This window comes from Paraburkholderia sp. SIMBA_027 (assembly GCF_046535315.1).
GTDB classification, from domain to species: Bacteria; Pseudomonadota; Gammaproteobacteria; order Burkholderiales; family Burkholderiaceae; genus Paraburkholderia; species Paraburkholderia tropica.
The window spans coordinates 79015-105407 of record NZ_JAWRWY010000021.1; the positions used below are offsets into that span (position 1 = coordinate 79015).

Genomic DNA, 26393 nt, shown 5'->3' on the forward strand with positions numbered 1-26393 from the left:
TGCGTGTCGATGTGTGTTGTCGCGTGTCGCTGTCCGCTGCGTCGTGGCGCGCGTGCTTCCTCAAGCTGCGGCGTTGCGCTTGCGGCTCGCGTAGCGTTCCTCCTGCATGCCGATGGCGGCGTCGATCTGGCGCAGATACGCGCGCTCCTCTTCGAGCGCGTGGCGCGCCACGGCGGGCGTCGCCTCGACGAAGCGCACGCCGGCCGTAAGCCGCACCTGCGCGAGCTTCCACAAATCGGCGCGGATCACGACGCCGATCTTCGGATAGCCGCCGGTGGTCTGCGCATCGCTCATCAGCACGATGGGCTGGCCGTTCGGCGGCACCTGAATCGTGCCGGGCAGCACGGCGTGCGAGAGCAGCGCGCCGCCCGTCTCCTGCGCGACACGCGCGAGCGGCGTGCCGTCGAGCCGGTAGCCCATGCGGTTGCTGTTGGGCGTCACCTGCCATTCGTCGGACCAGAACGCGCGCTGCGCCTCGGGCGTGAAGCGCTCGTATTCCGGTCCGCGCAGCACGCGCACGGGCAGCGCCCAGAGCATGCCGTCGGGATGCCGCCCGCGCCGGTGATACGGCTCGTCGACGTGGACGAAGTTGCACAGCGTCGGCGCCTTCACGCCGAACGGCGGCGCCTCGGGACCGAGCGAGGCGCGTTCGCCGCCCGGCGCGAACGACGCGCCCGTGGCGAGCCGGTCGCCGTCCTTGAGCGCGCGGCCCGCGAGCCCGCCGAAACCGGCGGCGAGGTCGGTGCTGCGCGAGCCGAGCATCGGCAGCACGTCGATACCGCCCGCGACGCACACGTACGCGCGCATGCCGCGCTTCGCGCCGTTCAGCACGAGCGTCTCACCGGCCGCGACCGGCAGGCTCCACCACGACCACACGGGCTGGTCGCCGAGTGTCGCGCCGAAGTCGGTGCCGGTGATGGCCACGCGCGTCGCGCGCGCGAAACGCAGCGCGACCGGGCCGAAGGTGATTTCGAGCCCCGCGGCGTCGGGGCGGTTGCCGACCAGCCGGTTGCCCACTTCGAGCGCGAGCGTGTCGAGCGCGCCGCCCGTCGCGACGCCCAGATGCCGATAGCCGGGGCGGCCCAGATCCTGGACCGTGGTGAGGAGGCCCGCGCGCAGGACTTCGATCATGCGTGGATCTCCGCAATGGTGAAACGCACGCGGTCGCCCGGCAGCAGCAGCGTGGGCGGCTGGCGCGCGGGATCGAACAGCGCGAGCGCGGTGCGGCCGATCAGTTGCCAGCCGCCGGGCGAGGCGGCCGGATAGATGCCCGTCTGCTCGCCGCCGATGCCGACCGAACCGGCGGGCACGGCCAGACGCGGCTCGGCGCGGCGCGGCGTGTGCAGCGACGCGTCGAGGCCGCCGAGATACGCGAAGCCGGGCTGGAAGCCGAGGAAGAACACCGTGTAGACGCCCGCCGCGTGACGCCGTACCACGTCCTCGGGCGCGAGGCCCGTATGGCGCGCGACGTCGGCGAGATCCGGGCCCGCCGCGCCGCCGTAGCTCACCGGAATCTCGATGTCGCGGCCTTCGGGCGGAACGTGGCTTTCGTCGTTGCTTGCGTCGTTGCTTTCACCGGCGTGCCACGCGGCTTCGAGCGCGGCGGCCAGCGCGGCGGCATCGGCGTCGAGCGCATCGAAGGCAATCGTCAGATTGTTCATGCCGGGCACGACCTCGCGCACGGCGGCCCAACCGCGCGCCTGCGCGGCCACGGCCCAGATGCGGCGCTGGACTTCCAGCGTGGCGGGCGGCGGCGCTTCGCAGACGAGCGCCTCGTCGCCGAGAAAGTAGATGCGTGGAACGGGTATGCGCATGGTGTCCGGAAATGGAGGGAAAACGGGCCGCGAACAGGCCGCGAACAGGTCGCAAGCGGATTGCAGGCGGGTTGCAGGCAAGCCCGTTTCTGTCAGCGTACATTCTCGACAAATTATCGACAAATTCTCAACAAGCGTTTGTGCCAGGCGCGCCGCAAGCAGGCCGCCTCTACACTGGCGCCACCACTGTCACGCCGGGACTTTCGTCATGCCGCGCCAGCCGACCAGGATCGTATCGTCCGAACATCTCGTCTCCGAGACGAGCGCCGAACTCTCCGAACTCGAGTACGCGCTCATCATGGCCAGCAATGCGTTCGATCGCTGGATGGTGCGCTGCATGTCGGCGGCCGGGGCCAAGGACATGACGCCGATCGAGGTATCGCTGCTGCATCACGTCGGTCATCGCGACCGGCGCAAGAAGCTCGCCGATATCTGTTTCGTGCTCAATATCGAGGATACGCACGTCGCCACCTACGCGCTGAAGAAGCTTGTCGCGCGCGGCTATGTGACGAGCGAGAAGCACGGCAAGGAGGCGTTTTTCGCGGTGACGCCCGCGGGGCGCGAGTTGTGTCTGCGATATCGCGACGTGCGCGAAAGCTGCCTGATCGCCACGCTCAAGGAGAGCGGCTTGTCCAACGCGCAGATCGGCGATGCCGCGCAACTGATGCGCAACGCGTCCGGACTGTATGACACGGCGGCGCGCGCGGCGGCTTCGTTGTGAAGTGATCGAAAAACGGCGGCGACGCGGGACGCGCGGTTGCGAATTCCTTACGCGCCGCGATGCGCGAGATGCGCTCCCGTCTCGGTGACGATCGCGTCGAGCGGCAGATCGTGCGCTTCCGGTTCGAGCACGCCGTCGTCGATACGACACGTTTCGTAAGCGATGCCCACGGTGTACGGCGGCTGCGCGCCGGACCACGCGGCGAGCGTGCGGTCGTAATAGCCGCCGCCGTAGCCGAGCCGGTATCCCGCGCGGTCGAAGCCCACGCACGGCACGAGCAGCAGATCGGGCACCACGGCGAGCGGCTGCGCCGGTTCGAGGATGCCGTGATGGCCTTCGCGCATCGGCGCATCCGGTGTCCACGCGTAGAAATGCAGCGGAGTATGACGCTCGGGAATCGCGGGCAGCGCGGCGCGGCGCGAGGGGGCGGCGGCGAGCCACGCAGCGATCCACGCGCGCGCGTCGAACTCGCCAGGCAGCGGCCAATAAAAGCCGATTGAAAGCGGAGCGAGTCGCGCGATCAGCGCATCGAGATGAACCGTCAGAGCGGCGCTTACAGCAGCGTCCGAAGACGCCGCCAGGCGTGCCTCGCGCAGCTTGATACGCCAGTCCTTTTTGGATTCCGCAAGGGGGTTGCGTGCTATGCTTGGGTTCACCTCGCGCTCCAGAAATAACGATGTCCAAACGCCTTGTTCGAGTATATCGCGTGGTCGGTCTCGCACTGACCGCCGCTGCACTCGTCGCGTGCAGCACGGCCGACGCCGTGCGGCCCGTCGCCCTGCCCGTGGGGGCGACCCTCACGCCCGACGACCAGACTTTCATCCAGCTTCGCGAAGCCGCGCGCAACAACGACCCGGCGCGCGCCGCGCAACTCGCGGCGATGATTCCCGACTATCCGGCGCCGTCGTATCTCGAATACTTCCAGCTCAAGCCGCAGTTGTTCGACTCGCAGGGCCACGCACGCGTGGATGCGCCCGACGCGCCCGTGCTGTCGTTCCTGCAGCGCCACGACGGCGAGGCGATCGGCGACCGCATGCGCAACGACTATCTGCTCGTGCTGGGCGCGCGTCACGACTGGGCGAATTTCGACAAGCAGTATCCGCGCTTCGTGCTCAACGACGACACGCAGGTGAAGTGCTACGCGCTGGAGTCGCGCGCGGCACGCGGCGATAACGTCGCCGACGACGCACGCGCGCTGCTCACCGAACCGCGTTATTACGGCGACGGTTGCGTCGACCTCATTACGGCGCTCGCCATCAAAGGCCAGTTCTCGAGCGACGACGTCTGGCAGCAGATCCGTCTCGCTTACGAACAGAACCAGACCACCACCGGCTCGAAGCTGCTCGACGCGCTCGCACAGCGTCCCGACCCCACGGCGTTCAGCCAGGCCGTCAGCACGCCGCCGCTCATGCTCGCGCGCGGCGCCGGCGCCGACCCGCAATCGCATCAGCTCGCGCTGCTCGCGGTCACGGTGATGGCACGCAACGATCCGGCCATGACCGCGGCCACCTATGCGGCCGTCGCGCCCTCGCTCACCTCGCCCGAGCGGGCGATCGGCTGGGGCACGATCGGCTATCAGGCGGCGCTCAAGCGCATGCCGGGCGCGCTCGACTGGTATCGCCTTTCGGCCAACGCGCCGCTGTCGAGCCCGGCTTACGAATGGCGCACGCGCGCCGCGCTGCTCGGCGGCGACTGGACCATGGTGCGCTGGTCGATCGAGCAGATGCCGGCCGCGCTGCGCGCGCAGCCGTCGTGGGTCTACTGGCACGCACGCGCGCTCAAGCAGGCGGGCGACACCGGCCAGGCGAGCCAGGAATTCGCCTCGATCTCGCAGGGCTATAACTTCTACGGCCAGCTCGCCACCGAAGAACTCGGCCAGAAGATCACGATTCCGCCCAAGACCACGGTCAGCGACGCCGAAGTCACGCAAGCCGGTCAAACGCCGGGCTTTGCGCTCGCGCAGCGTTTCTACGCGCTGAACCTGCGTCTCGAAGGCAATCGCGAATGGAACTGGCCGTTGCGCGGCATGAGCGACCGTCAACTGCTCGCCGCGGCCGAATACGCGAAGCGCATTCAATTGCTCGACCGCACGGTGAACACGGCCGACCGCACGCAAAGCGAACACGACTTCTCGCTGCGCTATCTCGCGCCGTTCCGCGACGTGGTGGAGCGCGACGCGCAGACCAACGGGCTCGACGTCGAATGGGCCTACGGCTTGATCCGTCAGGAATCGCGCTTCATTCTCAACGCGAAGTCGGGCGTGGGCGCGAGCGGTCTGATGCAGATCATGCCGGCCACGGCGCAAATGGTCGCGAAGAAGATCGGCCTCGGCCCGCTGTCGCGCGATCAGCTCAACGACCTCGACACCAATATCCTGCTCGGAACGAACTATTTGTCGATGATTTACAATCAGTTCGACGGTTCCGCCGTGCTCGCCACCGCGGGCTACAACGCGGGACCGGGGCGCCCGCGTCAGTGGCGTTCCACCTTGCAGGGCGGCGTCGAAGGCGCCATCTTCGCGGAATCCATTCCGTTTCAGGAAACCCGCGATTACGTGAAAAACGTGTTGTCCAACACCGTCTACTACGCGGCGCTGTTCGAGGGCCGTCCGCAATCGCTGAAGGCGCGTCTCGGCTACATTTCGCCGTAAGCGCCGCGCGGCGCGTTCCGCTCCCACGCGGGCCGCGCCGCCTCGCCAGCCGTCATCTGCGGACCTCTCCACGCCTCGCCGCCGTGGGCACGAGGAGGTCGAAGATGAGACATCAAGCCATCGCGGTCATCGGCGGTTCGGGATTCATCGGAAGCCACCTCGTCAATGCGCTCGTCGAGGCCGGCAAGACCGTGCGTGTGGCGGCCCGCCGCCGCGCGAACGCCCGCCATCTCACCCTGCTGCCCATCGACGTCTTCGAAACCGACGTGACCGATCCCGTCGCGCTCGCGAGCTTTCTCGAAGGCGCGGACGCCGTCATCAATCTCGTCGGCACGCTCAACGGCGGCCACGGCACGCCCTACGGCCCGGGCTTCACGAAGCTCCATGTCGATCTGCCGACCAAAATCGTTGCGGCCTGCGAAGGCAAGGGCGTGCACCGGCTCATCCACCTGAGCGCGCTGGGCGCCGACTCGCGCGGCCCGAGCATGTATCTGCGCTCGAAGGGCGACGGCGAGAAGGCCGTGCACGCATCCACGTCGCTGGCCACCACGATCTTCCGTCCGTCGGTCGTGTTCGGTCCCGAAGACAACTTTCTCAACCGTTTCGCGGTGCTGCAGAAACTCTTTCCGGTGATCCCGCTGGGCATGCCGGATGCGAAATTTCAACCGGTCTATGTGGGCGACGTGTCGAAGGCGATCGTGAATGTGCTCGATCTCGACGCCGCGAGCGGGCACACTTACGAACTCGGCGGCCCGACCGTCTACACGCTCGAGCAGCTCGTGAAGTATTGCGGCGAGGCGATCGGCCGGCACGCGCGCATCGTGCGGCTGCCCGACGCATTCGCGCGGCTGCAGGCGTTCTCGTTCGAACTGGCGCCGGGAGAACCCGTGCTCACGCGCGACAATCTCGATTCGATGAAAGTCGACAGCGTGCTGAGCGGCCCGCTCGCGCCCGAGCTGGGCGTGGAGCCCGCGAGCATCGAAACGATCGCGCCGCTTTATCTCGCCGACGCCTCGCTGCGCTCGCGCCTGAACATCTTCCGCGCCAGCGCGGGACGATAGACCGGCGCGCCGGACGCGGCGCAGGGCCGCCGGGCAACAAGCAGGCAGGCTGGCCGGCGCGGCGTCCCCTTACATTTTTGCGATAGTCATCATGAAGCTCGTTATCGGAGACAAAAACTACTCGTCGTGGTCGATGCGCCCCTGGGTGCTGATGACGCATTTCGGCCTGCCGTTCGAAGAGGTGCTGATCGAACTCGATCAGCCGGGCACGAAGGACGCGATTCTCGCGTTCTCGTCGTCGGGCAAGGTGCCGTGCCTCGTGACCGACGAAGCCGTGGCGGTGTGGGATTCGCTCGCGATTGCCGAAACGCTCGCCGAGCGTTTTCCGCAACACGCGATGTGGCCGCGCGACGCCAACGTGCGCGCGCAGGCGCGCAGCGTGAGCGCCGAAATGCATTCGGGCTTCGGCGAACTGCGCACGCACATGCCGATGGCGATCCGCACGATCAAGCCGGGCGCGGGCGCGACGCCCGGTGCGCTCGCCGACGTCGCGCGCATCGACGCGCTCTGGTGCGCCTGTCTCGACGCGAGCGGCGGCCCGTTCCTGTTCGGCGAATTCAGCATCGCCGACGCGATGTTCGCGCCCGTGGTGATGCGCTTCAACAGCTATCAGCCGCCGCTGTCCGCGCAGGCCGCCGCTTACGCGCAACGCGTCACGGCGCTGCCCGCCGTGGCCGCGTGGATCGACGCCGCGCGCCGCGAGACGCATCGCATCGGCCACGACGAACTCGACGATTCCGCAGCATGAAGATTTATGTCGTAGGCGGCGCGATCCGCGACGAGATGCTCGGCCTGCCGGTGCGCGACCGCGATTACGTCGTGGTCGGCGCGACGCCGGAGCAGATGGCCGCGCAGGGTTATCGTCCGGTCGGCAAGGACTTTCCGGTGTTTCTGCATCCGCAGACCCAGGAGGAGTACGCGCTCGCGCGCACCGAGCGCAAGACGGCGGCGGGCTATCACGGCTTCCAGTTCTTCTACGCGCCCGACGTCACGCTCGAAGAGGATCTCGCGCGGCGCGACCTCACCATCAACGCGATGGCGCGCGAGGTGCAGCCGGGCGGCGTGCTGACCGGTCCGATCGTCGATCCGTACGGCGGCGCGAACGATTTGCGCGCGCGCGTGTTCCGTCATGTCAGCGATGCGTTCCTCGAAGATCCCGTGCGCATCCTGCGCGTGGCGCGCTTCGCGGCGCGTTTCGCCGATTTCACCGTCGCGCCCGAAACCCTGGCGCTGATGCGCGCGATGGTGAGTTCGGGCGAGGCCGACGCGCTCGTGCCCGAACGCGTCTGGCAGGAAGTCTCGCGCGGACTGATGGAAGCGAAGCCGTCGCGCATGTTCGAGGTGCTGCGCGAATGCGGCGCGCTCGCCCGCGTGCTGCCGGAAGTGGATGCGCTCTGGGGCGTGCCGCAGCGCGCCGACTATCACCCCGAAGTCGACACCGGCGTGCACGTGATGATGGTGATCGACCACGCGGCTGCGCAGGGCTATGCGCTGCCGGTGCGTTTCGCGGCGCTCACGCACGATCTCGGCAAGGCGACCACGCCCGAGGACGTGCTGCCGCGTCACATCGGCCATGAAGGACGCAGCGTCGATCTGCTCAAGCCGCTGTGCGAGCGTCTGCGCGTGCCCAACGATTGCCGCGATCTCGCGGTGCTGGTCGCGCGCGAACATGGCAACGTGCATCGCGTGATGGATATGGGCGCGGCGGCGCTCGTGCGGCTGTTCGAGCGCAGCGACGCGTTGCGCAAGCCCGCGCGTTTCGCCGAGGCGTTGCAGGCCTGCGAGTCCGATCTGCGCGGACGGCTGAACTGGGAGAATGCGCCGTATCCGCAGGCCGAGCGCCTGCGCGTGGCGCTGGTGGCGGCGCGCGGCGTGGATGCGGGCAAGATCGCCGGCGAAGTGACGGCGGCGGGTCAGGCGAACGGCAAGAGCGGCACGTCGGTGGCGGAGAAAATCAAGGACGCGGTGCATCGCGCGCGCGTCGATGCGGTCGAGGGCGCGCTCGCGGCGGCTTGAGACCTGATCGATGTTCGTGGGAGCGGAAAACGGCGCACGTGTGCGCCGTTTTTTATTTCATCGACTCAAAGCGCGCGCACGAGAAACGACAAGGCCATCGACAGCACCAGCGTCGACATGAACGGCAGCGGATACTCGCGGCCGAACAGGCGCAGCGTGACGTCGCCGGGCAGACGGCCGATGCCGAGCTTGCGCAACCAGGGCTGCGCGCCCGACAGAATCGCGACGGCGATGAAGGTGGTCAGAAACCAGCGGATCATGTCGGGGCCGTGAGAGAGGGGGAAGTGAGCGTGATCAGAGCGTGTGGCTGCGGTCGCCGCGCGCGAACGCGGCGAGGGTCGAGTCGATGCCGCGCGAGAACGCGATCACCTTGAACAGCTCGCCCATCTCCGCTTCGGAGACGAGCTTTTGCACCGCGTTCGCCGCGGGCATGAAACGCACGACGTCGCCCGGATCGATTTCGCCGAGCACCTCGGTGATGCCCGCGTTCATCAGGAAGCGCGCCTGCGAGGTGTAGCCGAGCAGATCGGCGCCGGTTTCCACGCCCGCCTGCGCGATGCCGCTGAATTCGACGTGCGCCGTGATGTCCTGCAAGCCGGGGTAGAGGAACGGATCGCCGTGCGCACGGTGCCGATAGTGGCACATCAGCGTGCCTTGCACGCGCTGCGGGTGGTAGTACTCGCCGGCCGGAAAGCCATAATCGATGAAGAACGCCGCGCCGCGCGTGAGCATGGTGCAGACCGTGCGCGTGAAAGCGAGCGCCGCTTCGTGCGTTTCCGCGACGTAATCCTCGCTGCCCTCGATCTGCGCGAGTACGTTGCCCGGCTCGCTCTGCGCCCAGTTCGCTTCGCCGCTGTGCGCGGGGCGGTCGGAAAACACGAAGGCGCCCGCATCGTTCACGGCCACGCCGCGCTCGTGCCACACGGCGTCCTTGCGGGCGAAGAGGCGCACCGGCATGGCATCGAGCACTTCGTTGCCGATCACCACGCCTTCGAACGTTTCGGGCAGCGCGTCGAGCCAGCGCACGCGCTCGGCCAGATGCGGCGCGAGCTTCGCGATGGTCTCGCGCTGACGCTCGCGCAGCTCGCCCGACAGATCGACGATATCCCAGGAATCGAAGCTCACGTTCAGCGCCTCGAGCGCGAGCATCACGCCCGCCGCGAGCCGGCCCGTGCCCGCGCCGAACTCCATCAGCTTGCGCGTGCCGCTTTTTTCCAGCGCTTCGGCGACGGCGCGCGCGAGCGTGGTCGAGAACAGCGGCGACATCTCGGGCGCGGTTACGAAGTCGCTGCCGTCGTCGGCGAACAGGCCGAATTTGCGCGCGCCGCCGCTGTAATAGCCGAGGCCCGGCGCGTAGAGCGCGCGCTCCATGTAGCGGTCGAACGGCAGCCAGCCGCCCGCCGCGGCGAGTTCGGCGCGCAAGGTCGCGGCGAGCGCCTCGGACTGCGCGAGCGCGATCGGCTCGGGAACAGGTAAACTAGCGGGTTCGTGAGCTTTCGGATTCATCCCGGCATTGTAAATGAGCGCAACTTCCGGCATCGGCGCGCCTGAACGCGACGCAGCGCAGGCGGATCATTTTGCATCCGACCCCGTCAGACCCGCTGCGTCCGCGCGCGTGGTGCTGGTGACGGGCGGCGCGCGGCGCATCGGCCGGGCGTTCTCGCTGGGCTTCGCGGCGCACGGCTGGGACGTGGCGGTGCATTACGGCGACTCGCGCGAGGAAGCCGACGAAGTCGTCGCGGAAATCCGCGCGCTGGGCCGTCGCGCGATCGCGCTGCATGCCGATCTGGCGAGCGAGGCGCAGGTGGCGCAACTCGTGCCCGATTGCACGGCGGCGCTCGGCAGGCCGTCCTGCGTGCTGAACAACGCGTCGCGTTTCAGCGAGGACACGGCGCGCGACGTCGGCTACGAGAAGTTGCTGCAGCTCATGGCGATCAACGTGGGCGCGCCGCTCGTGCTGGCGCGCACGCTCTGGGAGGCCACGCCCGACGCGGCGATCGACGACGAAGCGCTGCGCGCGTGCGTCATCAACGTGCTCGACCAGAAGCTGTACAACATGAATCCGGACTATCTGTCGTATACGCTGACGAAGGCGGCGCTCGCGAACGCCACCGTCGCGCTGGCCCAGGCGCTCGCGCCGAAGGTGCGCGTGGCGGGTCTCGCGCCCGGCCTCACGCTGCAATCCGGCGATCAGTCGCCAGAAGGCTTCGAGGCCGCGCACAAGGTGACGCCGCTGGGCCGGGCGTCGCGGCCCGAAGATCTGATCGACGCCGCGCTGTATCTCGCGCAGGCGCGCGGCGTGACCGGCACGACGCTCGTCGTCGACGGCGGCCAGCATCTCGTGCCGCTGCCGCGCGACGTGATGTTTTTGACGGGCGCTTGAGCGGCCAGAGAAGTCTGAGGCTCCGCGCGCCCGCCGGCGTTCGCGAAAAACCGGTCGCGGGCGCAGCATGACTGCCCGGCATTGAATTGCAACTAACTGCAAGACAATTCCGCGCGCCCGAAACGTTTTATCGCGGTCCTTCCCACCTCGTCGCGCCGCTCGCCCAAGCGCCCCGGCAGTCTGGCAGAACGACCGCGCGACCCTGAATGACCCGCATGGCGCAGCGCGCCTGCGCAGGTGCCTGAACCGCACGCTTTTATCGACTGGAACGAACATGTCCGCCGTACTCCTGCATCCCCGGCTCGCCGACTGCCGCCGGCTTTTTCTGCGCAACTACGAAGTCAACATCAACATCGGCGTGCACGACTTCGAAAAACGCGGCGAACAGCGCGTCGTGATCAACGTCGATCTGTACGTGCCGCTCGCGTCGACCACGCCGCGCGAAGACAAGCTGCGCGAAGTCGTCGATTACGACTACATGCGCGCGACGGTCGCGGCCCGCATCGGCCAGGGGCATATCCATCTGCAGGAAACGCTCGTCGACGACCTCGCCGCCGCGCTGCTCGCGCACGAGCAGGTGCGTGCCGTGCGCGTCTCGACCGAAAAGCCCGACGTCTATCCGGACTGCGACGCGGTGGGCGTCGAAGTCTTTCGCATCAAAGAGGACTGATTCATGAACGCCCCCGATACGCTGGCCACGGCCGAGGCCGCCGAAGCCACGCTCGCCGCCGAGCACATCGCAAGCCCGGAACAAGCCGATAACGCCGACGGTGCCGATGGTGCCGACAACGGCGAGGAAGGCGGCCGCCGCGCGCTCACGCGCCGCGAGCAGAAAGAAGCCTACGAGAACAACAAGCTCTACAAGCGCATCGTGCGACAGGTCGGCCAGGCGATCGGCGACTACAACATGATCGAGCAGGGCGACAAGGTGATGGTCTGCCTGTCCGGCGGCAAGGACAGCTACGCCATGCTCGACGTGCTGATGCGCCTGCGCGAGCGCGCGCCGATCGACTTCGAGATCGTCGCGGTCAATCTCGACCAGAAGCAGCCGGGCTTTCCGGAGCACATCCTGCCCGCGTATCTCGACAAGATCGGCGTGCCGTATCACATCGAGAACCAGGATACGTACAGCATCGTCAAGCGCCTCGTGCCCGAGGGCAAGACCACGTGTTCGCTGTGCTCGCGTCTGCGCCGCGGCATTCTGTACCGCGTGGCGGGCGAGCTGGGCGCGACCAAGATCGCGCTCGGCCACCATCGCGACGACATCCTGCAAACGCTGCTGCTGAACATGTTCTACGGCGGCAAGCTCAAGGGCATGCCGCCCAAGCTGCAGTCGGACGACGGCAAGAACATCGTGATCCGCCCGCTCGCCTACGTGAAGGAAGTCGATCTGGAAAAGTACGCGGAACTGCGCGAATTTCCGATCATTCCGTGCAATCTGTGCGGCAGCCAGCCGAACCTCAAGCGCGCGGAAATGAAGGCGCTGATCCGCGACTGGGACAAGCGTTTCCCGGGCCGCATCGAGAACATGTTCAACGCGCTCGGCAACGTCGTGCCCTCGCATCTGATGGACGCCTCGCTGTTCGGCTTCAAGGATCTGCGCGCGACGGGCGTCGAAGACCCGAACGGCGACATCGCCTTCGACGAGGAACCGTGCTCGACCGACACGCCCGCGTCGACCGACGGCGCGACGCTCAAGTTCACGCCGTTCGACGATCTCTGATCGAAGCGCGGCGCAAAGCGACACAACGCGGCACCTGCGCCTCGCGCAATCCGCTTCCGACCCCGAACGGCCCGGCGTGCTCTCACGCGGGCCGTTTTTTCATGCGATGCGGCCTGCGCGCAACACGCTTGTAAAAGTGTGTGCGAAACACGGTGAATCGGCGGCAAAGGCTTGCCCGCAAGGCGTCTTGGGGATACCCCCCATGCTAGAATCGATCGCTTCTTTCCCTCTCAAGTCACCGATGCAATGAACATCGTGATCCTCGCGGCAGGCATGGGCAAACGCATGCACTCCGCGCTGCCCAAAGTGCTGCATCCGCTGGCTGGCAAGCCGCTTCTCTCGCACGTCATCGATACCGCCCGCACGCTGTCGCCCACGCGCCTCGTCGTGGTGATCGGCCATGGCGGCGACGCCGTGCGTGCCGCGGTCGGCGCCCCCGACGTGCAGTTCGCGCTACAGGAACAGCAGCTCGGCACCGGCCACGCGCTCGCGCAGGCACTGCCGCTGCTCGATCCGTCCGTGCCGACGCTCGTGCTCTACGGCGACGTGCCGCTCACGCGCGCGTCCACGCTCAGGCGCCTGACCGGCGCCGCGGGCGAAAACGCTTACGGCATTCTCACCGTCACGCTCGACGACCCGACCGGCTATGGCCGCATCGTGCGCGGCGCGACCGGCGAGGTCGTGCGCATCGTCGAGCAGAAAGATGCCGACGACGACGAACGCCTGATCGACGAGATCAACACGGGCATCGTCGTCACGCCCACGGCGCCGCTCGCGGGCTGGCTCGACGCGCTCAAGAACGACAACGCCCAGGGCGAGTATTACCTGACCGACGTGGTGGAATCCGCGATCGCCGCGGGTCACGCGGTCGTGACCGCGCAGCCCGACGCCGAATGGGAAACGCTCGGCGTGAACAGCAAGCAGCAACTGGCCGTGCTCGAACGCGTCTATCAGCGCAATGCCGCCGACACGCTGCTCGCGGGCGGCGTCACGCTCGCCGATCCGGCGCGCTTCGACCTGCGCGGCTCGATCTCGTGCGGCCGCGACGTGTTCATCGACGTGAACTGCGTGTTCGAAGGCACGGTCACCATCGGCGACAACGTGCACATCGGTCCGAACTGCGTGATCCGCGACGCCGAAATCGGCGCGGGCACGCGCGTGGACGCCTACACGCACATCGAAAGCGCCAGCGTGGGCGCGAAGGCCGTGCTCGGTCCTTACGCGCGTCTGCGTCCGGGCGCGAAGCTCGCCGACGAAGTGCACGTGGGCAACTTCGTCGAAGTGAAGAACGCGAACATCGGGCTCGGCTCGAAGGCGAATCACCTGAGCTACGTGGGCGACGCCGACGTGGGCGCGGGCGTGAACATCGGCGCGGGCACCATCACCTGCAACTACGACGGCGCGAACAAGCATCGCACCGTCATCGAAGATCACGTCTTCGTGGGCTCGGATACGCAGCTCGTCGCGCCCGTGCGCGTGGGCCGCGGCGTGACCATCGCGGCGGGCACCACGGTCTGGAAGGACGTGCCGGCGGACACGCTGGCGCTCAACGAGAAAACCCAGATCGCGAAAACCGGCTACGTTCGTCCGGTGAAGAAAAAAAGCTGAACGGCAGGACACTTCGGGCGCCGCGCCGCGAACGCGCGCGCAGCGCCCCGCCTCTCATTGCAAAGGATCGAATTCCATGTGCGGCATCGTCGGCGCAGTAGCGCAACGTAACATCGTCCCCGTTCTCATCGAAGGACTGCGGCGGCTCGAATATCGCGGCTACGACTCGTGCGGCGTCGCCATCGTGACGGCCGAAGGCCCGCAGCGCGTGCGCAGCGTCGCGCGCGTGGCCGAGCTCGACGAACAGGTGCGCGAGGCGCACTTCGAAGGCGTCACCGGCATCGCGCACACGCGCTGGGCCACGCACGGCGCGCCGACCGTCAACAACGCGCATCCGATCTTCTCGCGCAACGCGCTGGCGATCGTGCACAACGGCATCATCGAAAACTACGAAGCGCTGCGCGAGATGCTCAAGGCCAAGGGCTACGAGTTCGTCTCGCAGACCGATACCGAAGTCATCGCGCACCTGATTCACAGCCTCTATCAAGGCGATCTGTTCGCCGCCGTGCGCGAAGCCGTGCAGCAGCTCGCGGGCGCGTATGCGATCGGCGTCGTGCACAAGGATCAGCCGCATACGGTCGTGGGCGCGCGCGCGGGTTCGCCGCTCGTGGTCGGCTACGGCAACAAGGGCGAAAACTTCATCGCTTCCGACGCGCTCGCCATCGCGGGCAGCGCCGAGCGCGTGAGCTACCTCGAAGAAGGCGACGTCTGCGAAATCACGCTCGAAGGCGTGCGTATCGCCGACCGTCAGGGCAACATCGTCACGCGCGAAACGCGCGACGTGCAGGCTTACGGCGGCTATGGCGGCGAGGTCGAACTCGGGCCGTATCGCCATTACATGCAGAAGGAAATCTTCGAGCAGCCGCGCGCGATTTCCGACACGATCCCGGCCGCCGACACCTTCGACGCCGACCTGTTCGGCGAGAACGCCGCCGAGGTGTTCAAGGGCATCGACAGCATCCTGATTCTCGCGTGCGGCACGAGCTACTATGCGGGCCTCACGGCGAAGTACTGGCTCGAATCGGTCGCGAAGATCCGCACCGACGTCGAAATCGCCAGCGAGTACCGCTACCGCGAGTCGGTGCCGAATCCGCGCGCGCTGGTCGTCACCATTTCGCAGTCGGGCGAAACCGCCGACACGCTCGCGGCGCTCAAGCACGCGCAATCGCTCGGCATGGCGCACACGCTCGCCGTCTGCAACGTGGCGACGAGCGCGATGGTGCGCCTCACCGAACTCAAGTTCCTCACGCACGCGGGCCGCGAGATCGGCGTGGCATCGACCAAGGCGTTCACCACGCAGCTGGTCGGCCTGTTCATCCTCGCGGTCACGCTCGGCAAGCTGCGCGGCCACGTGAGCGCGGAGCAGGAAACCGCGTATCTGAAGCTGCTGCGCCATCTGCCCGCCGCGCTCAACGGCGTGCTCGCGCTGGAGCCGCAGATCATCGCGTGGTCTGAGGAGTTCGCGCGCAAGGAAAATGCGCTGTTCCTCGGCCGTGGGCTGCATTACCCGATCGCGCTCGAAGGCGCGCTCAAGCTCAAGGAAATCTCGTACATCCACGCGGAAGCGTATCCGGCGGGCGAGCTCAAGCACGGCCCGCTCGCGCTCGTGACGGAAGCGATGCCGGTGGTCACGGTCGCGCCGAACGACGCGCTGCTGGAAAAGCTCAAGTCGAACATGCAGGAAGTGCGCGCGCGCGGCGGCCAGCTTTACGTGTTCGCCGACGCCGACACGCACATCACGAGCGAAGAGGGCATCCACGTGATCCGCATGCCGGAGCACTACGGCCTGCTTTCGCCGATCCTGCACGTGGTGCCGCTGCAATTGCTCGCGTATCACACGGCCTGTGCGCGCGGCACCGACGTGGACAAGCCGCGCAATCTCGCGAAGTCGGTGACGGTGGAGTAACGCGGGAGCGGCTGCGGCCGCGCTCTGCTGCCTGAGAAGCGCCGGATGAAAATCCGGCGCTTTTTTATTGGTTTTTCGCTTCGTGCAGCGCGAAAAGGCCTCGTTGATGCAATCGGCATAGATCGTTTGCAGCGGGCCCGGTTTGGTGCAGACTGGCGCCAAATCGCTTTCCTCTGACAGATAGGGAAGCGCGCGATTGCGAGGACGAGGCGGAATGATTCGACTGGGATGGCTGGCGGCGCTGCTGATCTGCGTGGCGGCGCATGCGGGCGGCAATGATGGCGTCAATGGAGCGGGCAGTGCCGTCGACAACGGTGCGGCATCCGGCGACGCCGCAAGCGTCGTCGCGAACAGCGAGGCAAACGCTGACGCCTGCACGCAAGCCGACACGGCGCCGCTCGCCGCTACGGTCCTCAGCGCCGATTCGCTCCCGCACCCCAAGGGACGCGTCACCGACCTCACTGGCGCGCTCTCAAGCGTTTGCAAAGCCGATCTGACGCGCCGCCTCGCCGCGCTCGAACAGCAGACCGGCGACCAGCTCGCCGTGCTCCTCGTGCCCAGCACCGGCGACGTGAGCATCGAACAGTACGCGACGCAGATCTTCGAGCAATGGAAGCTGGGCCAGAAGAAGACCGACAACGGCATCCTGCTCGTGGCCGCGCTGCACGATCATCACGTGCGCATCGAGGTGGGCTATGGCCTTGAAGGCACGATTCCCGACGTGATCGCGGGGCGCATCATTCGCGAACGCATCGTGCCGGCGTTCCGCGAGAACAACTTCGAAGCGGGCATCAGCGCGGCCGTCGATTCGCTGACGCAACGCTTGGCGGACCCCGAACAGACAGGCGCGTCCACGCCCGATGCGACGGCGGATGAAAGCGCGGCGAGTCCGGACGCCAATACCGCCAATACCGCCAATACCGCCGATTCCGCCTCCGCCGCATCGATGCGCACGCCGCCCATGCTCGCTCCGCCTACCCGCTATGACGGGCCGCTTCTCTGGCTCGGACTGGCTTTCGTGAATCTGCTGCTGGGCGTGATCGGCAGTCGCATCGACACCAACCGGCGAGCGCGGGCGAAGGCCGAAGCCGATGCAACGGCAGCCGAGCGCGCGGGCAACGATCAATCCGATAAAAACGCAACTAACAAAATAGCTAACGAGACAGGCAACAGCAGGCCGCCACGCCGACCGCGGCGCGAGTTCGACCTCGGCTTCCCAGTCTGGCCGCTCGTCACCGGACTGGTCGCCACGATACTGCTGCTGATCGTCTGGCTGCCGCCCGGCCCCGACGATCTCGTCACGGTGCTGATTGGCGGCGCATTCGTCGGCTTCCTGCCGTGTGCGCTTGGTATGGCACTGTACAGCTGGGCAGGCGTGCGCAAATGGACGGCGATCGGTGGGGGCATCTACGCGCTGGTGACGGCCTTCGTGTGCGCCACCGGTGTCGGATTCGCCGACGCGCTCGGCATCGCGGCGTTCGTCGTGCTGGCGGGGTTCGTCGTGATCGGCTGGATCGTCGCGAAGATCATGGGCATCGATCTGTCGTCGAACTCGTCGTCGTCATCGTCGGGCTCGTGGTTCAGCAGAAGCTCCCGCTCCTCGGACGACGATTCCGGCTGGGGCGGTGGCGGCGGTTCGAGCGGCGGCGGCGGCGCATCGGGCAACTGGTGAAACGCGCGCTCACACGCACACGCACAAGCGAATTTTTCTCAACTCGCCCGCAACGGGCTCTCGACAGGAATCGAACTCATGAAGTGGCTGCGCATTCTGCTGGCTTGTCTGATCCTCGCACCGCTCGCGGGCTGCGGCTATAACGCGATCCAGTCGTCGGACGAAGACGTCAACGCGGCCTGGTCGGAAGTCTTGAACCAGTATCAGCGCCGCGCCGATCTGGTGCCGAACCTCGCCGCCGCCGTGAAGGGCTACGCCGCACACGAACAGGCTGTGCTGACGCAGGTCGCGCAGGCGCGCGCGAGCGTCGGCAGCGTGCAAATGACGCCGGAGATGGCGAAGGACCCGAATGCGCTCGCGGCGTTCGATGCGCGTCAGGGCGACCTGACCAATGCGCTGAGCCGCTTGATGGTCGTGTCGGAGAACTATCCGCAACTCAAGGCGGACAAGCTGTTCCAGGATCTGCAGGTGCAGCTGGAAGGCACGGAGAACCGCATTACCGTGGCGCGCGGACGCTATATCCACGCGGTGCAGCAGTACAACGTGCAGATTCGCCAGTTTCCCGGCGTGATCGTGGCGCGCACGCTCGGCTATCAACCGCGGCCGAACTTCGGCGTGGCGAACGAGGCCGCGATTTCCAGCGCGCCGAAACTCGATTTCTCGTCGCCCGGCGCGCTCCGGGCGGCGTCACAAAGCGCCGCGCAATAAGCCGCGGCGTAGCCATCGCCTGTCAATCGCGCATTACTCGTCGTCGTCGCGGTGGTGCTTGTCCCAGCCGCGATGACGGCCGTGATCGTGCCAGCGGCGATCGTCGTCGTGATCCCAACCGTCGTCGCGATAACCATAGCCATACGCGGGCGCCGCGTACGCAACGGGCGCTTCCTGGTAGACCACCGGCGGCGGAGGCGGCGGCGCGACGTAGACCGGCGCGACCGGCACGCCCAGCATCACGTTGAAATCGGTATGCGCCGCCGCCGCGCCCGATGCGGCGGCGAGGCTCAACCCCAATGCGGTCAGAATCAGTGCGCGTTTCATGGTGTATTTGTCCATCGTCTAGTAGGAATCGGACGCGCAATGCGTCCGTGATGGCGCGATACTAGAAAGTGAAATCATTCAAGGGTGAAACGCGGCGGTCTCTGCTGTAACTGTCTGTAAAGCGTGCGCCATAATGGCGGCCATCGAGTCAAGGAGGCGTACGTGCCCGAATTGCAATCATCCCTGCCGCGCCTGTTCGTGTTTTCCGGCGCGGGACTGTCGGCGGAAAGCGGCATCTCCACCTTCCGCACCGGCGACGGCATCTGGACGCGCCACAGCATCGACGAAGTCTGCAACTACCTCACGTGGCGGCGCAATCGCGCGGCGGTGTTCCGCTTCTACAACCAGCGCATCGCCGAATGCGCGGACGCGCGTCCCAACGAGGCGCACACGCTGCTCGCGCAGTGGCAGCAGACGTGGGGCACCGAGCGCGTCCATCTCGTCACGCAGAACATCGACGGGCTGCTCGAGCAGGCGGGCGCACGCCACGTCACGCATCTGCACGGCGACATGATCTCGCTGCTCTGCACAGACTGCGACTATCGCTTCCCGGCGCGCGGCGCGAGCCTCGACGCGGGCGCGGCGTGCCCGTCGTGCGGCGAAGTCGAAGGCGTGAAGCCCGGCGTGGTGTTCTTCAACGAAGCCGCGCCCGAGTACGAAACGCTGTGGCGCATCCAGCAGTCGATGAACGACGACGATCTGTTCATCGCCATCGGCACCGCGTTCGAGGTGATTCCGCCCGAGCGTCTGCTGCCGCCTGCGCGCTACGGTCAGCACGCGCGCAATTTTCTCGTCGATCCTTCGCCGCGGCGCACGGAGTTTTTCGGCGTCGTCGAAAGCGAGCCTGCGACCGTGGGCCTGCGCAATCTCGACGACACCGTCGCGCGCATGATGAACGGCGGCTGACGCACGCACGTTGCGTCGCGTGTCATACGCCATCGGGCGTGCGGGCTTTCTGGCCGCACGCCTTTTTTATTGCGGAATCGGATCATGAACATTTCGAAGCAGATCGTCGGCTATCTGAAGTCGCGCGGACTCGTGCTCGCGAGTCTCGAAACCTGCACGGCCGGTCATATCGCGACGATGCTTGCCGATCAGCCCGGCGCCGAGACGTGTCTCGACGTCACGCTCGTCGCGCACACGCGTGCCGCGCTGGCGCGGTTGCCGGGCATCGCAGCGGTCTCGGCAAGCCAGGCAGAAGCGCAACCGGGCGATACGGCGCAGAACGCGGCGCTCGCGCGTGCGTTGGCCGAAGCGCTGCTCGGTGCGCGGGCGGGCGGTGTGGGGGGCGTTGCGAGCGTCGCGTTCGCGAGCGTGGGCTGGCTCAGCGCGGATCAGGACGGGCGCGCGGCGGCGGCGCACGGTTTGGCGTGGGCGTGCAGGCATCGCGACGGTGTGTCGAGCGCGAGCGAGACGGTGTTGTTCGCGGGACGCGGTGCGGAGGTCAAGCGCTCGATTGCGCGACGCGCGTTGCTCGGGCTCCCGCGTTTTGTCGATTCGTTGAACCTTGCGCGTTGAAGCGGCAAGCGTGCGTCGCGCGATTCGCGGCCTGGCGGCGCTTTATCCTCTTAGGGATATCAATAAATATATGTATACGTAGTAACAGTTAACAAGCCCTGGCATTTCCTGTGGATAACGCGGTATTTCTTTTTGCGTTCAATCCGATGCAAGACGGACAGCTATGCGGACAATCGATGGATGCCTGCCGAACCGTGCGGATAACTTTTTCAGCCTGGATCGCTCAAGCGAAGTTATCAAGAATCGATCCACAGACGATTCGCCAGGTCGTCCCCAGTTTGTCCAGAGCCTGGCGTGGATAACTCTGCGCCGGCGTGAACGCGTTGTGGATAGCCATGTGAAACCCCGCGTGAATCGCGTGGATAAAAAAAAGCGCTGCCCGCGGGCAGCGCCATGTGTTCGAGCGCGTGCGTTCAGTGCCAGAAAATCGCCAGCGCGATGCCGCCAAAGAGCGCCCACTTCACCACGTAATACACGGTGCGATTCCATGCCTTGAGGCGCTTGCCCGCAAGCCGCACCGAATACACGTAGCGGAATGCGCGATTGAGTCCGCCGGTGCGATCGCCGGTTTCATTCGGCGAAGCGGCGGCGCGCATCAGAACGCCGCCCACGGTGCTCATCAACGATTGCGCCCAGCGATACTTCATCGGCCGCTCGATATCGCAGAACAGAATGATGCGGTCGTGCTGCGTCGTGTTGTGCGCGTGATGCAGATAGGTCTCGTCGAACACCACGTCCTGGCCGTCGCGCCAGGAATAAGGCACGCCGTCGACGACGATCGCGCAACGGTCGTCGTTCGGCGTGATCAGACCGAGGTGATAACGCAGCGACCCGGCAAACGGATCGCGATGCGGATTGAGCGAGCCATTGGCGGGCAGCATCGCGAACATCGCGGCCTTCACGGACGGAATCCGCTGCAGGATCTCGATCGTGCGCGGACATAATTGCGCCGCCGACGGATGCGGCCGGTCATACCACTTCAGATAAAAGCGTTTCCAGCCGGTGCGGAAAAACGAATTAAAGCCAATGTCGTTGTATTTGTCCGAAGCGGAAATGCGGCTTGCTTCCTGAAGCGCGAGCGCTTCGGCGCGAAACGTCCGCCATTCCGATTTGAGCAACGCAAGTTCGGGAAAATGCGTCGGCTCGATATAAGGCGTATTCGGCACTTTCGAGAAAAAGTACGCGAAACCATTGAGCGGCGCCATGAACGTGGAATGGTCGCCGAGCTGGCGAAAGAAACTGCCGTGGCGCGCCTTGCCGCGCCAGTGCGTATAGATGGCGCACAGCAGAAACAGAAAGAGAACAGCCCAACGCATTGCAATCAACCCGTAGTTAAAATTACGCTTAAATAATTTTACGAGTTGTTACTAAAATACGCTGGCAAGCGGGCAAGGCGCTTGAAAGCGTGACGCTAACGCGGCGTAATGCGTGCCGCGTATTCAGGCCGATTCTGCGTGGCGCGTTTCCCGTGTATGAGCGGGAATATCGATGGGATTATCGACTGGCCTATTCGCGTCGTTTATTGCCGCAGCCGATAAAGTGTTTTTACGCGCAGCAGGTAATAACTGGCAGGCGAGCAGACCGGCGAGCATCAGCGCGCAGCCCATGAGCGCGCGCGTGCTGAGCGTTTCTCCGAGCGCGGCCCAGCCGGCGAGCGCGGCGAACACGCCTTCCATGCTGAAGATCACGGCTGCGTGCGCGGGCGTGGCGTCGCGTTGCGCGACCACCTGGATGGTGTAGCCCACGCCCACGGACAGCGCGCCGCCATACAGAATCGCGGGCGCGGCGCGCAGGAGATCGGCGAGGCGCAGCGGTTCGACGGCGAGACCGATCGCGAGGCACACGAGCCCGCACGCCACGAACTGGGCAATCGAGAGCGCGAGCGGATCGTGACGCGGCGCGTAATGGCTCACGAGCATCACCTGAATGCTGATCACGAGCGCGCAGCCGAGCTGATACCAGTCCCCATACATGATCGAGAAATGCTCGTTGATGCTGAGCAGATAGAGCCCGACGGCGGCGAGCGCCGCACCGATCCACGTGCCCGGACCGGTGTGATGGCGCAGCAGGACGCCGAGCATCGGCACGATCACGACGTAAAGCGAGCTGATGAAACCCGCGTTGGCGATCTTCGTGTAGCGCAGGCCGATCTGCTGCAGGGAGATCGCCACGGCGAGCACGAGGCCGAGGATCGCGCCGTCGCGCAGCAAGGCGGCGTCGAAGAGCGGGCGTCGAGCGATGAAAGCCGCGGTGCTGGCATCGCCGCGCTGATCGTTGTGATCGCTGCCGGAACGCCGCCCGCGCCGCAGCGCGAACACAAACACCGAGACGACCAGCGCACCGAGCAAAAAGCGGATGCCGGTGAAAAGAAACGGACCGATGGCGTCGAGGCTCAGTCGCTGGGCGACGAAGGCGGAGCCCCAGATCATGGCGGCGGCCAGCATCAGCAGATTGGCGCGCAGGTGTTGGCGGGAGGCGGAGTTCAAGCGGAAATCTCGGTTCGGGCGATGCGAGGCACGGCGAGGCAAGCCCTGGCGACAGCACGCGCGCAGGCAGGCGCGGCCAGGAAAACCCGGGAAAGCACAATGAAACGGACGTGCGAAATCCCGATCGTATCCGAATTGAAAGCGAGTTGTCTCCCCGAAAATACACCGCCCCGTTTGCGGATGACAAACCGCCTACGCTGCGTAATACTGCTTCGCGCGAAACGCCCGCCCAGATCGGCCAGCGGAGCGAATCGCCTTCATGCCGTACCCATTTACAACGTGCCGGTCATATTTGTCAGGTTTGGGGAACATCAGATGAAAAAGATTCTCGCCTCGCTTATCGCAGCATCCGTCGCACTGATTTCGGTTCAGGCAATCGCCCAGGAAGCTTCGGCGCCCGCCGCGGCCGCTCCGGCAGCCAGCGCACCGGCCAAGGCCAAGAAGCAGCACAAGAAGCTCAAGCACCACGGCAAGCGCGCCAAGGTCGAGGAAGCGGCTTCGGCTGCCGGCACGAGCGACAAGGGCACGCAGAACTAAGCGGCTGCGCGGCTCGTCCGCGCGACGCAGTCCTTGCTGCAAAGAAAAAAGCCAGAGCAATGCTCTGGCTTTTTTTGTCCCTTTTTTGCGCCTGGCGGTGCTTACTTCGCGAGCGCGGCTTCGAGCAGTTCGGTCAGCAGACCGGTCATGCCTTCGGGATGCGTCTCGGCGCGCGTTTTGAGCTTCGCGACGAGATCGGCGTTCAGCTTGCAGGCGAACGGCACGAGGCCCGCAGCCTGATCGAGCTTGCGCTGCTCGCGACGGTCGAGCGGGGCGTCGGACGAGCCCTTGCCGAAGCGGTCGGGGCTGGCCTTGTGGGTGCTTTGCATCAATTTCAGCGCCTTGTTTTTCTCAAGGTCGAACTTCTTCATGGCCATGTGTGCGGCTCCGGAGTTGGGCGGTGGCGCGCATTGTACGCAAACCCGGGCGCGCGTCCATCGCGGTGATCGGGCGGGGCGCCAACTCAGCCAGGCGAGGCGATGTCGCCGTCGGCATCGGTGAGCGGCGCTTGCGTGGCGGCGGCGTCCGTGGGCGAGGGCGGTGGCGCGGCCGGTTTCGCGGGCGGTTTCGCGGGCGGTTTCGCGGGCGGTTTCGCGGGCGGCCGGCCCGTCACATCGTCGATCAGCGTGCGCATGCGGCGCCAGTGCGAACCTTCCCAGAATACGCGCTCGCAGACGTCGCAGGTCACGAAACGCGTGTGGCGCTCGAACACGCCCGGCGGCACGCGCGCACTCACTTCGTCGCGCGCGATGCGCCGCAGCGGCGCGTTGCACATCAGGCACAGGCGAAACGGCCGCGCGCTCGCGGCCAGATCCAGGCGCTCGACGATCTCGTCGAGTTGCGCACGCGGCTTGAGCGCGCGCACGTAGCAGCCGTGCGTGATGCCGCGCCGCTTGAGCAGTTCGCGGTCGCGCGTGAGGACGATGCGATGCTCGGCGCCGGCCAGTTGTTCGATGGCGTTGTCGGCGAAATGGTTGTCGTAGAGCGTGTCGAAGCCCGCGAGCCGCAGCAGTTGCGCGAGGCCGCCCAGATGCGCATCGGCGATGAAGCGCGGCTCGCGCAGCGGTTCCGCCCGCACCCGCAGCAGCGGCCGGATGTCGAGCGCCTCGAATTTTGGATAGACGGCCACGCGGTCGCCGTCCGCGAGCGGATGCTCGAAACCCACCGATTCGCCGTTCACGAGGATCAGTTCGACTTCCGTATGCGGCACGCCGAGCGCTTCGATCATGTGCTTGGCCGTGGCGTCGCGCGCGCACGCGCAGCGGAAGTCGCGCCGGCGCAGCGGTTTCGCGAGGAAGTCGTTCAGCTCCTCGTAAAAGCGGAAGGTGGCGGTGACGGCGGTGGTCATGCCGGCCAGTATGGCACTGCTCCCGGCGCGCTGCAGATGCCGTCGCGCTGTGCTCTACTGCCGGTTCCCACTACAAGGAGCATGAGATGGACATCGGCTTTATCGGCCTCGGCGAAATGGGCGGCGCAATGGTCGCCAACCTGCTGAAGGCGGGACACACGGTGCGGGTCTGGAACCGCACGGCGGCGAAGGCCGACGCGCTGGCCGCCGCGGGCGCGCGCGTGGTCGCCACGCCGGCCGAGGCTTTCGCGGGCGACGCCGTGCTCTCGATGCTCGCCGACGACGCGGCCACGCGCGAAGTGATCGACGCCGCGCTGCTTGCCGGCGCCGCGCGCGGCCTCGTGCACGTGAACATGGCGACGATTTCGGTCGCGCTCGCCGAAACGCTCGCGCGCGAACACGCCGAGCGCGGTCTGCACTACGTGGCGGCGCCGGTGCTCGGGCGGCCCGACGCGGCTGCGGCGGCGAAGCTCACGATCATCGCGGCGGGCGCGGCCGAGGCCATCGACCGCGCGCAGCCGCTGTTCGACGCCATCGGCCAGAAAACGTGGCGCATCGGCGCGCTGGCGCCGCAGGCCAACGTGATGAAACTGGCGGCGAACTTCATGCTGGCCGCGGCCGTGGAAACACTCGGCGAGGCGGCGGCGCTGCTGGGCGGACACGGCGTCGCGATGCGCGATTTTCTCGACGTCGTCACGAGCGGGCCGTTTCCGGGACCGGTCTACGCGGGCTACGGCGGCATGATTGCCGAGGGCCGCTACGAGCCCGCGCTCTTCAAGGCGCGCCTCGGGCTCAAGGATGTGCGCCTCGCGCTCGCGGCCGCCGACGCGGTATCGACGCCGCTGCCGGTTGCGAGCGTGGTGCGCGACAGTCTGCTCGAAGCGATCGCGCACGGCGACGGCGACCGCGATTTCGCCGTGCTCGGCAAGGTGTCGGCGCGGCGCGCGGGGCGGGGCGACTGAGCGCCACGCAGCACCATTCGGGGCGCAAGCACGGGAGCCGACGACGCGCCGCGCAGGTCAAAATCATCAGACGACCGCGCGCTGACGCACAAAGCCCATCCGGGCGCATATGCAGAATGTGGGACAGAACGCGGCGGCATCCGGTGCATTCCGTGCACTTGCGATTGCGCGCCGCGCTCACCACACCATCGGGGCGACGGCGATGCAAACGAGCAGTCCGGGAGACGGCGAGGGAAATGGCGCAGGAGACGGTGGATGGAAGCGCGCATTCTGATCGCCGATAACGACGAAAAGTCGCTCACGGGACTCGGCACCTTGCTGGCCGACCTCCAGTACGCGACCGCGCTGGCCCGCACGCTCGACGACGCGGCCGAGGCGGCGTCGCGGTTTGCGCCCGACGTGGCGATCGTCGCGCTGTCGCTGGCCGATGGCGACGATTTCGCCGTGCTGGTGCAGCGGCTGCGCGAGGCGTGCGTCACTCGCGTCGCGCCCGCCATGCCTGGCGCGCCCGGCGCACAAGCGGCGCCAGCGCGCTTGCCGCTGCTGATCGCGCTGAGCGGCTGGGGCGAGTCTCAGCATCGCGACGAGGCGCTCGCGGCCGGTTTCGATGTCCACCTCGTGCGTCCGGTCGGGCTCGATCAGCTCACTTTCATCCTCTCGATGATCGGCGGATAAGCCGGCGTTGGCGCACGCACTCATCCATCGATTTGCCCCGATATCCAGATCATCTGCGGGTAATTCAGGACGCGTATTATGTTGCTAAATTGCAACGTTCAGGGTCCACACTACTTTACATGTTGCGTCGCACCAAGTAGTTCGATATACTTCGCTTTGTCTCCTCCATGTCTCCTCTGATATGGATTCAGCCCGCCAAACATGGCGGGCTTTTTTTCGCCTGTGCACTTTGCACACGGCCTTGCGCACGACTCGCGGACTCAAGCGTCGACCAAGCG

At 66.5% G+C, this 26393-nt stretch carries 27 protein-coding genes; 17 read left to right on the top strand and 10 right to left on the bottom strand.

What is annotated here, in order from left to right:
• Positions 1-60: 60 nt before the first annotated feature.
• Together SB764_RS32180 and pxpB are read right to left on the bottom strand one after the other, a co-directional pair.
• Positions 61-1131, bottom strand: a complete 1071-nt coding sequence (locus tag SB764_RS32180; protein WP_110327892.1) for a biotin-dependent carboxyltransferase family protein — start codon at positions 1129-1131, stop codon at positions 61-63.
• Positions 1128-1808, bottom strand: coding sequence for a 5-oxoprolinase subunit PxpB (gene pxpB, locus SB764_RS32185; protein ID WP_156773931.1), 681 nt, complete (start codon positions 1806-1808; stop codon positions 1128-1130). Before pxpB ends, SB764_RS32180 begins: the two co-directional genes overlap by 4 nt.
• Before the next feature lie 214 nt (positions 1809-2022).
• On the opposite strand from pxpB, the gene SB764_RS32190 reads away from it, so the two are divergent.
• Positions 2023-2535 (top strand): winged helix DNA-binding protein, encoded by a 513-nt coding sequence (locus tag SB764_RS32190; protein WP_074982767.1) that lies wholly within the window; start codon positions 2023-2025, stop codon positions 2533-2535.
• Positions 2536-2582: 47 nt separating this feature from the next.
• Here SB764_RS32190 and SB764_RS32195 read toward each other — a convergent pair whose 3' ends face one another.
• Positions 2583-3191 carry a 5-formyltetrahydrofolate cyclo-ligase gene (locus SB764_RS32195; protein ID WP_410865938.1) on the bottom strand — a complete coding sequence of 203 codons (609 nt, stop codon included), beginning with the start codon at positions 3189-3191 and terminating at the stop codon, positions 2583-2585.
• A 20-nt stretch (positions 3192-3211) separates the two neighbouring features.
• On the opposite strand from SB764_RS32195, the gene SB764_RS32200 reads away from it, so the two are divergent.
• The 4 genes from SB764_RS32200 (at position 3212) to SB764_RS32215 (ending at position 8262) form a co-directional block, all read left to right on the top strand.
• Positions 3212-5185 (top strand): transglycosylase SLT domain-containing protein, encoded by a 1974-nt coding sequence (locus SB764_RS32200; protein ID WP_410865939.1) that lies wholly within the window; start codon positions 3212-3214, stop codon positions 5183-5185.
• Positions 5186-5289: 104 nt separating this feature from the next.
• Positions 5290-6246 (top strand): complex I NDUFA9 subunit family protein, encoded by a 957-nt coding sequence (locus SB764_RS32205; protein ID WP_074982763.1) that lies wholly within the window; start codon positions 5290-5292, stop codon positions 6244-6246.
• A gap of 91 nt (positions 6247-6337) precedes the next feature.
• Positions 6338-6994: a glutathione S-transferase family protein gene (locus tag SB764_RS32210; protein WP_110327922.1), complete on the top strand. Its 657-nt coding sequence runs from the start codon at positions 6338-6340 to the stop codon at positions 6992-6994.
• Entirely contained in the window at positions 6991-8262 is a 1272-nt protein-coding gene (locus tag SB764_RS32215) for a multifunctional CCA addition/repair protein (RefSeq protein WP_065061123.1), read from the top strand. The genes SB764_RS32210 and SB764_RS32215 overlap by 4 nt, the downstream gene beginning before the upstream one ends.
• 65 nt (positions 8263-8327) lie before the next feature.
• On the opposite strand, the gene SB764_RS32220 is transcribed toward SB764_RS32215, so the two are convergent.
• Positions 8328-8522 carry a DUF2905 domain-containing protein gene (locus tag SB764_RS32220; protein WP_065061122.1) on the bottom strand — a complete coding sequence of 65 codons (195 nt, stop codon included), beginning with the start codon at positions 8520-8522 and terminating at the stop codon, positions 8328-8330.
• A 34-nt stretch (positions 8523-8556) separates the two neighbouring features.
• The gene (locus tag SB764_RS32225; RefSeq protein WP_410865940.1) at positions 8557-9801 is read right to left on the bottom strand and encodes a class I SAM-dependent methyltransferase; all 1245 of its coding nucleotides are present in this window, start codon (positions 9799-9801) and stop codon (positions 8557-8559) included.
• Here SB764_RS32225 and SB764_RS32230 point away from each other — a divergent pair.
• From SB764_RS32230 to SB764_RS32260, 7 genes are all read left to right on the top strand, one after another.
• The gene (locus tag SB764_RS32230; RefSeq protein WP_082992001.1) at positions 9782-10645 is read left to right on the top strand and encodes an SDR family oxidoreductase; all 864 of its coding nucleotides are present in this window, start codon (positions 9782-9784) and stop codon (positions 10643-10645) included. The two genes, SB764_RS32225 and SB764_RS32230, sit on opposite strands and share 20 nt — an antisense overlap.
• 274 nt (positions 10646-10919) lie before the next feature.
• The gene (locus tag SB764_RS32235; RefSeq protein WP_065061120.1) at positions 10920-11315 is read left to right on the top strand and encodes a dihydroneopterin aldolase; all 396 of its coding nucleotides are present in this window, start codon (positions 10920-10922) and stop codon (positions 11313-11315) included.
• Between the two features lie 3 nt (positions 11316-11318).
• Entirely contained in the window at positions 11319-12368 is a 1050-nt protein-coding gene (gene ttcA / locus SB764_RS32240; protein WP_176079587.1) for a tRNA 2-thiocytidine(32) synthetase TtcA, read from the top strand.
• A gap of 246 nt (positions 12369-12614) precedes the next feature.
• Positions 12615-13976, top strand: a complete 1362-nt coding sequence (glmU, locus tag SB764_RS32245) for a bifunctional UDP-N-acetylglucosamine diphosphorylase/glucosamine-1-phosphate N-acetyltransferase GlmU (protein WP_321892259.1) — start codon at positions 12615-12617, stop codon at positions 13974-13976.
• A 76-nt stretch (positions 13977-14052) separates the two neighbouring features.
• Positions 14053-15882 (top strand): glutamine--fructose-6-phosphate transaminase (isomerizing), encoded by a 1830-nt coding sequence (glmS, locus tag SB764_RS32250; RefSeq protein ID WP_110327900.1) that lies wholly within the window; start codon positions 14053-14055, stop codon positions 15880-15882.
• 214 nt (positions 15883-16096) lie between these two features.
• Positions 16097-17554, top strand: coding sequence for a TPM domain-containing protein (locus tag SB764_RS32255; RefSeq protein WP_410865941.1), 1458 nt, complete (start codon positions 16097-16099; stop codon positions 17552-17554).
• A 78-nt stretch (positions 17555-17632) separates the two neighbouring features.
• Complete coding sequence (locus SB764_RS32260) at positions 17633-18262, top strand: LemA family protein (protein WP_065061116.1); 630 nt, start codon at positions 17633-17635, stop codon at positions 18260-18262.
• Between the two features lie 33 nt (positions 18263-18295).
• Here the strand turns inward: SB764_RS32260 and SB764_RS32265 are convergent, their stop codons facing one another.
• Positions 18296-18589, bottom strand: coding sequence for a hypothetical protein (locus SB764_RS32265; protein ID WP_065061126.1), 294 nt, complete (start codon positions 18587-18589; stop codon positions 18296-18298).
• A gap of 162 nt (positions 18590-18751) precedes the next feature.
• Between SB764_RS32265 and SB764_RS32270 the strand changes: the two genes are divergently transcribed.
• A complete protein-coding gene (locus tag SB764_RS32270) occupies positions 18752-19495 on the top strand; it encodes an SIR2 family NAD-dependent protein deacylase (protein WP_156773795.1) in 744 nt (247 codons plus the stop codon).
• An 84-nt stretch (positions 19496-19579) separates the two neighbouring features.
• Positions 19580-20107, top strand: coding sequence for a CinA family protein (locus tag SB764_RS32275; RefSeq protein WP_410865942.1), 528 nt, complete (start codon positions 19580-19582; stop codon positions 20105-20107).
• Positions 20108-20520: 413 nt separating this feature from the next.
• Here SB764_RS32275 and SB764_RS32280 read toward each other — a convergent pair whose 3' ends face one another.
• Positions 20521-21423, bottom strand: coding sequence for an aspartyl/asparaginyl beta-hydroxylase domain-containing protein (locus SB764_RS32280; protein WP_065061114.1), 903 nt, complete (start codon positions 21421-21423; stop codon positions 20521-20523).
• A gap of 123 nt (positions 21424-21546) precedes the next feature.
• Positions 21547-22551, bottom strand: a complete 1005-nt coding sequence (locus SB764_RS32285) for a DMT family transporter (RefSeq protein ID WP_408591970.1) — start codon at positions 22549-22551, stop codon at positions 21547-21549.
• Positions 22552-22908: 357 nt separating this feature from the next.
• Here SB764_RS32285 and SB764_RS32290 point away from each other — a divergent pair, with 357 nt between their 5' ends.
• Positions 22909-23130 carry a hypothetical protein gene (locus SB764_RS32290; RefSeq protein WP_065061113.1) on the top strand — a complete coding sequence of 74 codons (222 nt, stop codon included), beginning with the start codon at positions 22909-22911 and terminating at the stop codon, positions 23128-23130.
• Positions 23131-23231: 101 nt separating this feature from the next.
• Here the strand turns inward: SB764_RS32290 and SB764_RS32295 are convergent, their stop codons facing one another.
• Together SB764_RS32295 and SB764_RS32300 are read right to left on the bottom strand one after the other, a co-directional pair.
• A complete protein-coding gene (locus SB764_RS32295; protein WP_065061112.1) occupies positions 23232-23507 on the bottom strand; it encodes a hypothetical protein in 276 nt (91 codons plus the stop codon).
• Between the two features lie 86 nt (positions 23508-23593).
• Positions 23594-24478, bottom strand: a complete 885-nt coding sequence (locus SB764_RS32300; RefSeq protein ID WP_410865943.1) for a Mut7-C RNAse domain-containing protein — start codon at positions 24476-24478, stop codon at positions 23594-23596.
• A gap of 86 nt (positions 24479-24564) precedes the next feature.
• Here SB764_RS32300 and SB764_RS32305 point away from each other — a divergent pair, with 86 nt between their 5' ends.
• Complete coding sequence (locus SB764_RS32305; RefSeq protein ID WP_124262550.1) at positions 24565-25440, top strand: NAD(P)-dependent oxidoreductase; 876 nt, start codon at positions 24565-24567, stop codon at positions 25438-25440.
• A 255-nt stretch (positions 25441-25695) separates the two neighbouring features.
• The gene (locus SB764_RS32310) at positions 25696-26115 is read left to right on the top strand and encodes a response regulator (protein ID WP_124262549.1); all 420 of its coding nucleotides are present in this window, start codon (positions 25696-25698) and stop codon (positions 26113-26115) included.
• The last annotated feature ends 278 nt before the right edge of the window (positions 26116-26393 follow it).

Coding starts and splice junctions, on each gene's coding strand:
- SB764_RS32180 (WP_110327892.1), bottom strand. CDS start 1,131: ATGATCGAAGTCCTGCGCGCGGGCCTCCTCACCACGGTCCAGGATCTG.
- SB764_RS32190 (WP_074982767.1), top strand. CDS start 2,023: ATGCCGCGCCAGCCGACCAGGATCGTATCGTCCGAACATCTCGTCTCC.
- SB764_RS32200 (WP_410865939.1), top strand. CDS start 3,212: ATGTCCAAACGCCTTGTTCGAGTATATCGCGTGGTCGGTCTCGCACTG.
- SB764_RS32205 (WP_074982763.1), top strand. CDS start 5,290: ATGAGACATCAAGCCATCGCGGTCATCGGCGGTTCGGGATTCATCGGA.
- SB764_RS32210 (WP_110327922.1), top strand. CDS start 6,338: ATGAAGCTCGTTATCGGAGACAAAAACTACTCGTCGTGGTCGATGCGC.
- SB764_RS32215 (WP_065061123.1), top strand. CDS start 6,991: ATGAAGATTTATGTCGTAGGCGGCGCGATCCGCGACGAGATGCTCGGC.
- SB764_RS32220 (WP_065061122.1), bottom strand. CDS start 8,522: ATGATCCGCTGGTTTCTGACCACCTTCATCGCCGTCGCGATTCTGTCG.
- SB764_RS32230 (WP_082992001.1), top strand. CDS start 9,782: ATGAGCGCAACTTCCGGCATCGGCGCGCCTGAACGCGACGCAGCGCAG.
- SB764_RS32225 (WP_410865940.1), bottom strand. CDS start 9,801: ATGCCGGAAGTTGCGCTCATTTACAATGCCGGGATGAATCCGAAAGCT.
- SB764_RS32235 (WP_065061120.1), top strand. CDS start 10,920: ATGTCCGCCGTACTCCTGCATCCCCGGCTCGCCGACTGCCGCCGGCTT.
- ttcA (WP_176079587.1), top strand. CDS start 11,319: ATGAACGCCCCCGATACGCTGGCCACGGCCGAGGCCGCCGAAGCCACG.
- glmU (WP_321892259.1), top strand. CDS start 12,615: ATGAACATCGTGATCCTCGCGGCAGGCATGGGCAAACGCATGCACTCC.
- glmS (WP_110327900.1), top strand. CDS start 14,053: ATGTGCGGCATCGTCGGCGCAGTAGCGCAACGTAACATCGTCCCCGTT.
- SB764_RS32255 (WP_410865941.1), top strand. CDS start 16,097: ATGATTCGACTGGGATGGCTGGCGGCGCTGCTGATCTGCGTGGCGGCG.
- SB764_RS32260 (WP_065061116.1), top strand. CDS start 17,633: ATGAAGTGGCTGCGCATTCTGCTGGCTTGTCTGATCCTCGCACCGCTC.
- SB764_RS32265 (WP_065061126.1), bottom strand. CDS start 18,589: ATGAAACGCGCACTGATTCTGACCGCATTGGGGTTGAGCCTCGCCGCC.
- SB764_RS32275 (WP_410865942.1), top strand. CDS start 19,580: ATGAACATTTCGAAGCAGATCGTCGGCTATCTGAAGTCGCGCGGACTC.
- SB764_RS32280 (WP_065061114.1), bottom strand. CDS start 21,423: ATGCGTTGGGCTGTTCTCTTTCTGTTTCTGCTGTGCGCCATCTATACG.
- SB764_RS32285 (WP_408591970.1), bottom strand. CDS start 22,551: ATGCTGGCCGCCGCCATGATCTGGGGCTCCGCCTTCGTCGCCCAGCGA.
- SB764_RS32290 (WP_065061113.1), top strand. CDS start 22,909: ATGAAAAAGATTCTCGCCTCGCTTATCGCAGCATCCGTCGCACTGATT.
- SB764_RS32295 (WP_065061112.1), bottom strand. CDS start 23,507: ATGGCCATGAAGAAGTTCGACCTTGAGAAAAACAAGGCGCTGAAATTG.
- SB764_RS32300 (WP_410865943.1), bottom strand. CDS start 24,478: ATGACCACCGCCGTCACCGCCACCTTCCGCTTTTACGAGGAGCTGAAC.
- SB764_RS32305 (WP_124262550.1), top strand. CDS start 24,565: ATGGACATCGGCTTTATCGGCCTCGGCGAAATGGGCGGCGCAATGGTC.
- SB764_RS32310 (WP_124262549.1), top strand. CDS start 25,696: ATGGAAGCGCGCATTCTGATCGCCGATAACGACGAAAAGTCGCTCACG.